Consider the following 9,855-nt stretch of genomic DNA (forward strand, 5'->3'; position numbering starts at 1 on the left):
CAGCCATGTGCGATCGCGCGCTCTCGTCCCGATTGGCACTCGCGGGCTCGGATGTTTCCGGTCGCCCGGACGGTCTGAAGGCCCTCGCGTATCGCGCGGGCGTAAGCGTAGACCTCTTTCGCCGCGACGCTCGCAAACCGATTGGCCGCATCGACGCTACGGTAGAGGTCGTCAAGAGTGGTGATGATATTCTCGATCGCCGAGCTGTACTTCGCCTCCGGCAATGAGAGGGTGTTGAGCAGAATGGCTTCATTCGGCGCTAGCCCAACTGCGCCCTTCAGCTCCGCTAGGGCGCGATGCACGGTGGCCGGTCTTTTGAGGACGGGCTTCGTCTCCAGGTCAACGACCAGGTGAAGGAGCGGGGGGGCGTAGCCGGAAACCAGAGCCATACGAGGAAGGCCCTGGACTCGACCGACCCGACATTGCGAAGGACCGCTTCAGAGGAAACGAACGCGAAATCTACTTGATGGCGATCACCCGGGTCTGTTGCTGATGTCGCGGAGATCGGCGAGGTTCGGCGCGATGCAAATTGCTTATTCAAACCCTCGCAGTGGCAGCCAATTTTCCGACGTGGCCTCTACCGGTTCACGAGCGCACCGAGCTTTGCAGCGCTCGACAACGTGGGCAGGGATCTGGCGGGCCGGCGGGAGGACACCGGCGTGCTGATCTCGCCCGCCACTCGCGATCTCGACGAGGCGCGATCCGACCTGCGCCAGCGGCTGGGGTTCGAGCAAGGCCAAGCCGAGCGCGGACAGATCGAAGTCGGAACGCTCCGCCGCCACGCGGCGGCCGCGGGACTTGACGCTATCCTAGCTGACGGCTGAGCTGGGCGCAGCCGTGGTCAGGCCCACCGATCCCGCATCCTTCACCGAGCAGCGGCGCGCGGCCCACGAAGAACGTACCCAGATCGAAGAGGCGCGCTGGGTCCGCTTCCAGGCCGCAAATCGCGCGCGCTATGGCGGCCGCGTTGAAAGCAGGGTGTCGCCCGCCGTCGCGCGATTATTGGTCCGCGCCAAGACCCCTGGCCGCGTGATGTTCCTGCGGAACTCCGGCCTGTGGGAGCGCGACCTGAATGCAAGCCTCGGGTCGACGCCCGGTCCGACCAGCCTGCTCGGCGACTATGTCCGCGCCGGCCCGGACGGTGCTACCCAGCCGCGCGCCCTGTTCGACCAAAGTTGGTACCTGGAGCGAGGGCCGGCGCTGTCCCGCAGTCGGTGGCCCTTGCTCGCGCACTATCTGGTGGTCGGCGACCGCAACAAACTAAGCCCCCATCCGCTGCTCGACGCGCCAGCCTACCGTGCCCGTCACGGCGCACGGATGAGCACCGGACAGATGACGGCTTTGGAGCACTTCCTCTTCGAAGGCGCTGCAAACGGCGCCAATCCCCATCCGCTATTCGACGTGCGCCACTATGTCGGCCGGTGCGAAGAGCTGGCGATCTCCGGCGAGAATCCCTTGATCCACTATCTGCGGATCGGCTGGCGCGAAGGCCTGGAGCCGCATCCGCTCTTCTGCGGGAGCTGGTACTTGGAGCGCAACCCCAGCGCGGCAGCCGCCGGGATCGCGCCGCTGTTGCACTACGTCACCACCGGCGCTGCCGAGGGGATGGACCCGCACCCGCTGTTCGACACCGCGTACTACCGCAAGCAACGCCACGGCGGTGTCGGCGACGACGCCCTGGGCGACTACCTTCTGCGCGGCGCCCGCTTGGCGAAAAGCCCGACGCCGCACTTCAACCCCCGCTACTATCTGGAGCAGGCGGCCGGCCGGCCGCTCGCCCACGCCGATCCCCTGCAGCACTATCTGACCGTCGGGACGTACGAGGGTCTTTGGCCGGCGCCCGATTTCGACGAGGCTGGCTATTCCGCCGCCCATCTGGAGACCGCGTTCTCCGCGCTCAGCGCCCTCGAGCACTGGAGGCGGCAAGGAACCGAGCGGCCGCCCCCTGGCGCTTCGGATGGCCGCATGATCTCAGCCGGGGTGTTGTTCGCCGATCTCCGCCGGGCCTCGGATCCCGATCCTGAGGCCTACGACAATGCGGCATACGAGGCGTTGCGCCACCGCTCGGCTTCGCCACGTGAGCCGGTGAGGGTCGTCGTCATCCGACGGATGACGACGCCGGACTGGGTCGCGGTCGCTCGCGCCCTGCCCAACTTCCTCGGCCACCTACAGCCCCGCCTTCCCGCCGATGGCTTCGCCGATCCCGCCGATCCCGCGACCCTCCGCCGCGACGTGGCGCTGGCCGAGCGGTACGGGGTGGGCGGATTCTGCCATGAGGTCGCAAGCGCCGAGGCGGCTACGCAGGTCGCTGCGTCCGGGTTCCCATTCTGCCTGGCCTGGACCGGGCCCGCTGCGCCGAAGGCAGTCGTCAGCGCTCTCGCCTCGCCACATGCCATCCACGTCGACGGCCGGGCCGTCCTGCTGCTTCCACCAGAGGCCGACACCGCCGCGTGGCGCGCGGCGGCGGACCTCTTCTTGATTCAGCGCGGCGGAGGCCTCGCGCCTGGCTTTGACGCCCGTCTCGAAGACGCGCCCAGCCGGGTGGCGGAAGGCCCCCCGGCGCCGATTATCAACCCGAATTTCCGCGGCCTGGCGCATGACCACCTGGCGTTGGTCGCCGAGCGGCTGGCGCAGCCATGCGACGCCGACACATTCCCGCTGGTCATCGCCGCTCGCGACACGACGCCCCGCTCGCAGGATGCCCCGATCGTTTGGCAAGGCGCGAGCCCCGGCGCTCTTCAGGCCTGGCTCGAAGCGGCCAGCGAAAAGGTGCGGGGTCGCGCGACCGACCGCCGGCTCGTTTTCCTGCACGCGTGGAACGACTGGGAGACAGGAGCCGCGCTTAGCCCGGACCTGCGCTTCGGCCACGGCTGGCTGGAGGCGGTAGCCAACGCCGCCGATGCGGACCTGCTGGCGTGACGCCGCTGAATCACAGCCAGGTCACCGTCGTCGGCTACCCGTTCCAGCCGACTGGCATGGCCGAGCACGCCCGCTCGACCTTTCGCGCCTTCCAGTCCGCCGGCGTTACGCCGCGCCTGCTGGACGTGGCCGACGAAAACCGCGGGGTGGACCCTGATCTGGAGCGCGTCTTCGGCCGCCACCTTGTCGCCACCCTGGGCGAGGGCGTGAACCTGTTCGGTGTCAATGGCGACGAAGCAGCCCGGGTCATCGACAGGCTCGGCGAAGAGGCCTTCGCGCGCGGTTACAACATCGCCTATCCCGCCTGGGAACTCGCCCGATATCCATCTGATTGGGCGAAGACTCTGGACAGGTTCGATGAGATCTGGGCGCCTTCGGTCTTCGTGCAGCGCGCGCTGCAAGCCGCGGTGACCCGGCCCGTCCGTTGCATGCCGCTCCCGGTTGATCTCAAGCTGTCGTCCTTCCTCGGACGGCGCCACTTCGGAATCCCGGAAGAGGCCTTCGTGGCGGTGTTCTTCTTCGACTTCGCCTCCTTCGCAGATCGCAAGAACCCGGGCGCCGTGCTCGAGGCTTTCGACAGGCTCGCCGCCCGCCGACCGGACGCCGACATCCACTGCGTGATCAAGTCCCGCGGCGGGCGTGACACCGACGCTGCCAAGGACGCGCTCGAGGAGCGCCTTGCTGAGTATGGTCCCCGGGCCCAGGCGTTCTACGGCGACATGAGCGACAACGAGATCAAGAACCTGGTGCGCGTCTCCGACGTTTTCGTCTCCCTTCATCGCTCGGAGGGGTTCGGGCGTGGAATGGCCGAGGCTATGTTCCTGGGTCGCCCGGCCGTCGCGACCGGATATTCTGGAAACCTCGATTTCATGGTGCCGGGAACCGGGCTGCTGGTCGATTTCGAACTCGTTCCCGTCGCCCCGGGCGCCTATCCACACGGCGAGGGCCAGGTCTGGGCTGAGGCGTCGGCCGAACACGCGTCGCGGCTGCTCGAGCAGTTGCTGGACGATCGGGCCGAGGCGCGCGCCATGGGCGCCCGGGCGAAGGCCTTCATGCATGAGCACTATTCGCTCGCCGCGATGGGGCGCCGGTTTGTCGAGCGGGTGGCGGCGATCGGCCGGCCCTCGACGCTGCGCCGCCCCGGCGGGTCGAGCGCCGCGTAAAGCTCACCGGCGGATCGGCCATTGCGCTTCAAGCACCTGCCGTCGTGTGGCCCCGTCCTTCCGGGAATCTCATGCGCGGGTGACGATTCCTGCGAGCATTTCAGCACAAGTTCCCGTATCGGATTGTTGCATAAAGTATAAGAGAACTGATCCGCAAATATAGTGTGCTAATTCCGCAAATACATTGCGGATTAGGCGTGATTGAATGTTCTCGCGAAATATTCCCGTCGTGAGCTAATTTGGATTCGCGACAGGTCTTGTTTCCGAGATCGGTGTCGACGCTTTCGCTAACGAGACCAAGATATGGCGATCGAAAGAGCCGAACCGTTCCAGAAAACCCTGACCACATTGCGAGAGCGGTTGCGCGCTGCGGCGTTTCCGGCGGGGACACGGCTGGCGGCCACCCTCATCGCCCAGGACCTTCGGCTCAGTCCCACGCCGGTGCGCGAGGCGCTTTCACGCCTGGTGGGCGAGGGGCTGCTCGAAGACCGCCGCGGCCAGGGGTTCTTCGTGCGGATGCCCACCGGCTCAGATCTGGCCGATCTCTACCGGCTGCATCTGGCGCAGCTGTTGATCGTCCTGGACCCAGCCCGGCCGCTCTTGCATGCGCGCGCGCCCCCGGAGCGGGGTCCGGAAGGAAGCTCCGACGGGGCCCACGGCGCGACCGCGGTGCTGCGGACAGAGCGCCTGTTCCTGGGTTGGATGGCGGACGGCGGCAGCCGTGCGTTGATCCAGGCGTATCGCAAGACCCAGGACCAGTTGGGGCCGGCGCGCCGCCTGGAGGCCCGCGTGCTGCCCAGCCTGGAGGACGAGGCGAGCGCCCTGGAGGCGTTGGACGTTTCCGATCCGGCCGCCCTGCGCCGCCAGCTACGTCACTTTCACAGCCTGCGCCTGCGCGTCGTCGATCGTCTCGCGGCTCTGCTCGAACAGCCCGGCGACGGGCCGCAACCATAGGGCCGAGCCGGACGGCCCTGGGAGGTGGTGGGTGGAGCTGGCTCAGGCGGTGTTAATATCCGTGGCCGGCGTGTCCGCAGGGAGGAGAGCAGATGAAGGCTTACCTGGTGCTCGACTTCTCGGTTCACGACCTTGCGGGCTTTCGGCCCTATATCGCCGCCATCCCGGATTTCATCGAGAGGCACGGGGGACGCTACATTGTTCGAGGGGCTGAGCCGACAGTCATGGAAGGCGACTGGGCTCCTGAACTGATGGTCATTCTCGAGTTTCCGTCACGCGAGAACGCAACGGCGTTTCTCGGCGATCCCGACGCCCAGGCGCTCTTCGCCGTGCGCCATCAGACGACCAACAGCAAATTGGTCCTGGTCGATGGGTGCACCTGAATTCGGCGCCTGATGGCTCTGGGCATTCCGGGAGTTCATGGCGGTCGCCGAGGCCTGCATGCACGATCCCCCCTATTCTGAAGATCACCGTTCTTTCACTTGCGCCTCACCGGGTTTCGCGAGAGCGTCGGCGCCTTCGATCGACTGGAGGACGCCATGGCGCAGCTCGACGAAAACAAACTCAATACCCTTGTTGGAAAAATGCTCGGCGATCTGGGCGGGGCGTTCAGCGTGCCCACCACTCGACTGGGATTGCGGCTGGGTCTGTTCGAGGCCCTGAACGACGGTGGTCCGGCCAAGGCGGGCGAGCTTGCGAAACGGGCAGGGGGACTTACCGAGCGCTACGTGCGGGAGTGGGCGCTCGCCCAGGCCGCAAACGGCTACATCGATTATGATCCGGCGACGGAGACGTTCAGCCTGTCGCCTGAGCAGGCGATGATATTCGCCATGAAGGACAGCCCGGTTTACCTGGCCGGGGCCTTCGACCTCGTAGCTGCCATGATCGAGGGCGAGCCGAAGGTTGAGAACTGCTTCCGAACCGGGGCAGGCGTTCGCTGGGGCGACTCCGCAGGATGCCTCTTCTGCGCCACGGGGGCCTTCTTCCGCCCAGGCTACGTCAACAACATCGTGCAGAACTGGCTGCCGGCGCTGAAGGGCGTTGAGGACAAGCTGAAGTCGGGCGGCCGAGTGGCTGACATCGGTTGCGGTGTCGGCTTTTCAACCCTGCTGATGGCCGAGGCTTTCCCGAACAGCCACTTCGTGGGCTACGACTTCCATGAGCCCTCGATCGAGGAAGCCAGGCGCCATGCCAAGGCGCACGGCCTTGCCGAGCGCGTCAGCTTCTCGGCGACGCCGGTAAAGGAGATCAAGGACACAGGCTTCGATCTCGTGACCGCGTTCGATTGTCTGCACGACATGGGCGACCCAAAAGGCTGCGCGCGGCAGGTGCGGCGCATCCTGAAGGACGACGGGGCGTGGATGATCGTCGAGCCGATCGCCGGCGACCGTCCTGCGGACAATCTCAACCCGGTTGGCCGGCTCTACTACAACGCCTCGACCATGATCTGCGTCCCGACCTCGTTGGATCAGGAGGTCGGCGAAGGGCTTGGGGCTCAGGCGGGCGAGGCCAGGCTCAGCGAGGTGATCCGCGAGGGTGGCTTCTCTCACGTCCGGCGCGCGACCGAAGGTCCGTTCAACATGGTCCTCGAGGCCCGATCGTAGTTCCGTCACCTGATCGCGGGCTGAAGAAGGGGGCAGTCCGCGCCACTTTCACCGCGATCGGCGCCTGCGAATGTCCTGGCTGCCCCTTTACGCCGGCCGCCTTTGGGTAACGATGGTCTCGCTCCTAGAGAGGATGCCGCAAGCGAGCGACCATGAAATACGACACCATCCTCGACACCGTCGGCCGCACGCCGATCGTCAAACTCGGCGCGATGGCCCCGCCTGGCATCGCGCTCTACGTGAAGCTGGAGAGCTTCAACCCGATGGGCTCGGTCAAGGACCGCCTGGCGTTGGCGGTTATCGAGCGGGCTGAGGAGAAGGGCGTGCTGAAGCCCGGCCAGACGGTGATCGAGGCCACCAGCGGCAACACCGGCATCGGCCTGGCCATGGTTTGCGCGCGAAAGGGCTATCCGCTGGTCATTGTCATGGCCGAGAACTTCAGCCTCGAGCGCCGGCGACTGATGCGTTTCCTGGGCGCCCAGGTGGTGCTGACGCCCGCCGCCCAGAAAGGCAGCGGCATGGTCGCCAAGGCCGAGGAACTGGCCCGCGCCCACGGCTGGTTCCTGACCCGCCAATTCGAGAACGAGGCCAACGCCGACATCCATAGCGCCACCACCGCCCAGGAGATTCTCGCCGACTTCGAAGGCGAACGGCTAGACTATTGGGTCTCGACCTTCGGCACCGGCGGCACGGTGAAAGGCGTCTCTCGCGCGCTGAAGGCCGTGCGGCCGCAGACCCGCATCGTGGTCGCAGAGCCCGACAATTCCCCCCTGCTCGGGAGCGGGCTCGCCCAACCCGCCCCCCACGACGGCCTCCTGGTCAGCCACCCCAGCTTCCGCCCGCACCCCATCCAGGGGACCTCGCCCGACTTCATCCCCAAGCTGGTCGCCGATGCGCGCGCGGCCGACTGGATCGACCAGGTCGTGCCGGTCAACGGTGGGGAGGCGGTGCGCCTGGCCCGCGAGCTTGCGACCCGCGAGGGGATATTCTGCGGCATCTCCGCCGGCGCGGCCCTGGCTGCGGCGCTGAAGGTGGCCGAGGCGGCGCCGGCCGGTTCGACGATCGTCTGCATGCTGCCCGACACCGGCGAGCGTTACCTCTCGACGGTGCTGTTTGAAGGCATCGGAAACGAGATGACCGCGGCGGAAGCGGCGATCTCGCGGTCGACTCCGCTCTGTCGCTTCGACACGCCGGCTCCGGCGGCCGCTAAGCCGGCCCCGACACCCGCAGCGGCGGCCTTGGCGCCTCCCATCGAGGCCGACGCCGACGCTAAGGCCTTTGTGACAAAGGTGGTCAGCGCCGAGCCGGTGGTGATGTTCGCTCTCGAATGGTGCGAGTTCTGCTGGGCCGCACGCAAGCTGTTCGACGCCTACGCCATTGCCTACCGCTCAGTCGACCTAGACTCGGTGGCCTACCAAAAGGACGACCTCGGCGGGCGTGTGCGCCCCGAGCTCGCCCTGCGCAGCGGCGCGCCCACCATCCCGCAGATCTTCATCTCAGGCTCCCCGCTCGGCGGTTGCTCAGAGCTCTTCGAGGCCGCCCGCACTGGCGAGTTGCAGACCCGACTTAGCGCCGCCGGCGTCGCCTTCGACTCCGCCGCCACGGTCGATCTCAAGGCCCTGCTGCCGAACTGGCTCTAGCCGGATCGCGTCCGGAGCTAAGAGCCCGGCGACCGTGGCCGGTGACCGCCATGGTGGCGGCGCTTGGCCGGTCTGAATGAGCCAGACTGGCTGCCATCCGGGTCCGGCCGCCAATCGAGACTCCAGGAGGCAATCACCTCCGCGTTCTCTGCCGCCTGGCCGTGGCCGGGTCGCTTGTCTCAACAGCCACAAGCGCTCAGGAGGCATTCGCCAAGTCTGGCGCCGCCGAGAGTCAAGGGCGCGTGACTGACCACGCGCCGACCTCAACTGGACCGGCCCCCGCAAAGCTGCAACGCTGTTATCTCGAAGGGGCGGCATGGAAGCTGATCGTGCCGCTGACCTCCTGGGACGGTCACGTCCGGACACTAGTGGCGGCAGGACCAAGATGAGCGAGCCCAATGCGGCGCAGGCCGCCTACTGGAATGATGTCGCCGGCCGCAGCTGGGCGGAGTTTCAGGAAGGTCTCGACCGCCAGGTGGCGCCGTTGGGTCGCCGCGCGATGGCCGCGTTGGCGCCTGCGCCAGGCGAGCGTGTCCTCGATATTGGATGTGGCGCCGGTGAGACCAGCATCGAGCTGGCCCGTGCCGTGGGGACGGCTGGCTCGGTCTTGGGCGTCGACATATCGGAGCCGCTCCTCGAAGTCGCGCGCCGACGTTCCTCGGGCGTCGAACAACTCGTTGTCACGAAGGGCGATGCGCAAACGTTTCCCTTTGAGGCCGGCGCTTTCGACGCGGTGTTCTCGCGCTTTGGCGTGATGTTCTTCGAGGACCCGACTGCGGCCTTCGCCAACATCCGGCGCGCCCTCAAGCCTGGCGGACGGCTCGCCTTCGTCTGCTGGCGCAAGCCTGATGAGAACCCGATCATGCGCCTGCCGATGGAAGCCGCGGCTTCAGTCCTGCCGCCGTCGCCTCCGCCGGTCCGCGACGCGCCGGGGCCTTTCGCCTTCGCCAATCCCGATCGCCTGCGCGCCATCCTCGCCGAAGCGGGGTTCGCTGACGTCAAAATCGCGCCACATGACGAGAAGGTTGGAAGCGGAGACCTGGAAACCGCGCTCGCGCTCGCGCTCAGGATCGGGCCGCTCGGCGCGATCCTGCGCGAAGCCCCCGACCTGCGCGAGGAAGTGGCGCCGCGCGTGCGGGCGGCGTTGGCTGCGCATGAGGGACCCAAAGGGCCGATGCTGAACGCGGCCGTATGGATCGTCATGGCCAAGTCACTGGCGTGAAAGTCGATCGCAGTTGAAGCCAACAGTTTGTTTCCGCACGCAGAAATCATCAGGGCCGCAGCGCATCGTTTTCGGGCTTTGCTCGTTTAAGACCGGACATCGCGATACCTGGCAACAAATCCTCTCGGTAGAGCGAACCTTGACGTGCAACCAAACGCCGCGAGCGGTTGTTTAGCGCTGGTCGCGGGCGCGCGCTCGGCGTCCGGCGCGACATGTCTGCTGAGAGGAGAGTCCTTTGTCCCGCATTCGATTGCTTTGCGCTGGGGCCGCCGTGGCCATCGGCTTCGCCACCGCCGCCAGCGCCGCGCTCCCGGTCTATCCCACTCCGGGGACTGAAAATCCACTGACCTACA

Annotated in this window: 9 protein-coding genes; 8 read left to right on the forward strand and 1 reads right to left on the reverse strand. The window is 66.9% G+C overall.

The window, feature by feature from the left end; translation table 11 throughout:
• A partial coding sequence (locus VGI62_RS17230; RefSeq protein WP_331505767.1) for a Fic/DOC family N-terminal domain-containing protein occupies positions 1-302 on the reverse strand: 302 nt, incomplete at its 3' end.
• A 357-nt stretch (positions 303-659) separates the two neighbouring features.
• Between VGI62_RS17230 and VGI62_RS17235 the strand changes: the two genes are divergently transcribed.
• From VGI62_RS17235 to VGI62_RS17270, 8 genes are all read left to right on the forward strand, one after another.
• On the forward strand, positions 660-824 hold the full coding sequence (locus VGI62_RS17235) for a hypothetical protein (protein ID WP_331505768.1): 165 nt from the start codon (positions 660-662) through the stop codon (positions 822-824).
• Positions 825-837: 13 nt separating this feature from the next.
• On the forward strand, positions 838-2,919 hold the full coding sequence (locus VGI62_RS17240; RefSeq protein ID WP_331505769.1) for a glycoside hydrolase family 99-like domain-containing protein: 2,082 nt from the start codon (positions 838-840) through the stop codon (positions 2,917-2,919).
• Positions 2,916-4,082 carry a glycosyltransferase family 4 protein gene (locus VGI62_RS17245; RefSeq protein ID WP_331505770.1) on the forward strand — a complete coding sequence of 389 codons (1,167 nt, stop codon included), beginning with the start codon at positions 2,916-2,918 and terminating at the stop codon, positions 4,080-4,082. The genes VGI62_RS17240 and VGI62_RS17245 overlap by 4 nt, the downstream gene beginning before the upstream one ends.
• A gap of 303 nt (positions 4,083-4,385) precedes the next feature.
• The gene (locus VGI62_RS17250; RefSeq protein ID WP_331505771.1) at positions 4,386-5,036 is read left to right on the forward strand and encodes a GntR family transcriptional regulator; all 651 of its coding nucleotides are present in this window, start codon (positions 4,386-4,388) and stop codon (positions 5,034-5,036) included.
• A gap of 92 nt (positions 5,037-5,128) precedes the next feature.
• Positions 5,129-5,419, forward strand: a complete 291-nt coding sequence (locus tag VGI62_RS17255; protein WP_331505772.1) for a DUF1330 domain-containing protein — start codon at positions 5,129-5,131, stop codon at positions 5,417-5,419.
• A gap of 156 nt (positions 5,420-5,575) precedes the next feature.
• The gene (locus VGI62_RS17260) at positions 5,576-6,640 is read left to right on the forward strand and encodes a class I SAM-dependent methyltransferase (RefSeq protein ID WP_331505773.1); all 1,065 of its coding nucleotides are present in this window, start codon (positions 5,576-5,578) and stop codon (positions 6,638-6,640) included.
• Positions 6,641-6,792: 152 nt separating this feature from the next.
• Positions 6,793-8,280, forward strand: a complete 1,488-nt coding sequence (gene cysK, locus VGI62_RS17265) for a cysteine synthase A (protein ID WP_331505774.1) — start codon at positions 6,793-6,795, stop codon at positions 8,278-8,280.
• A gap of 385 nt (positions 8,281-8,665) precedes the next feature.
• Positions 8,666-9,502 carry a class I SAM-dependent methyltransferase gene (locus VGI62_RS17270; protein WP_331505775.1) on the forward strand — a complete coding sequence of 279 codons (837 nt, stop codon included), beginning with the start codon at positions 8,666-8,668 and terminating at the stop codon, positions 9,500-9,502.
• Positions 9,503-9,855: the final 353 nt, after the last annotated feature.

The sequence above is a fragment of the Phenylobacterium sp. genome (assembly GCF_036495085.1).
Taxonomy (GTDB): Bacteria; Pseudomonadota; Alphaproteobacteria; order Caulobacterales; family Caulobacteraceae; genus Phenylobacterium.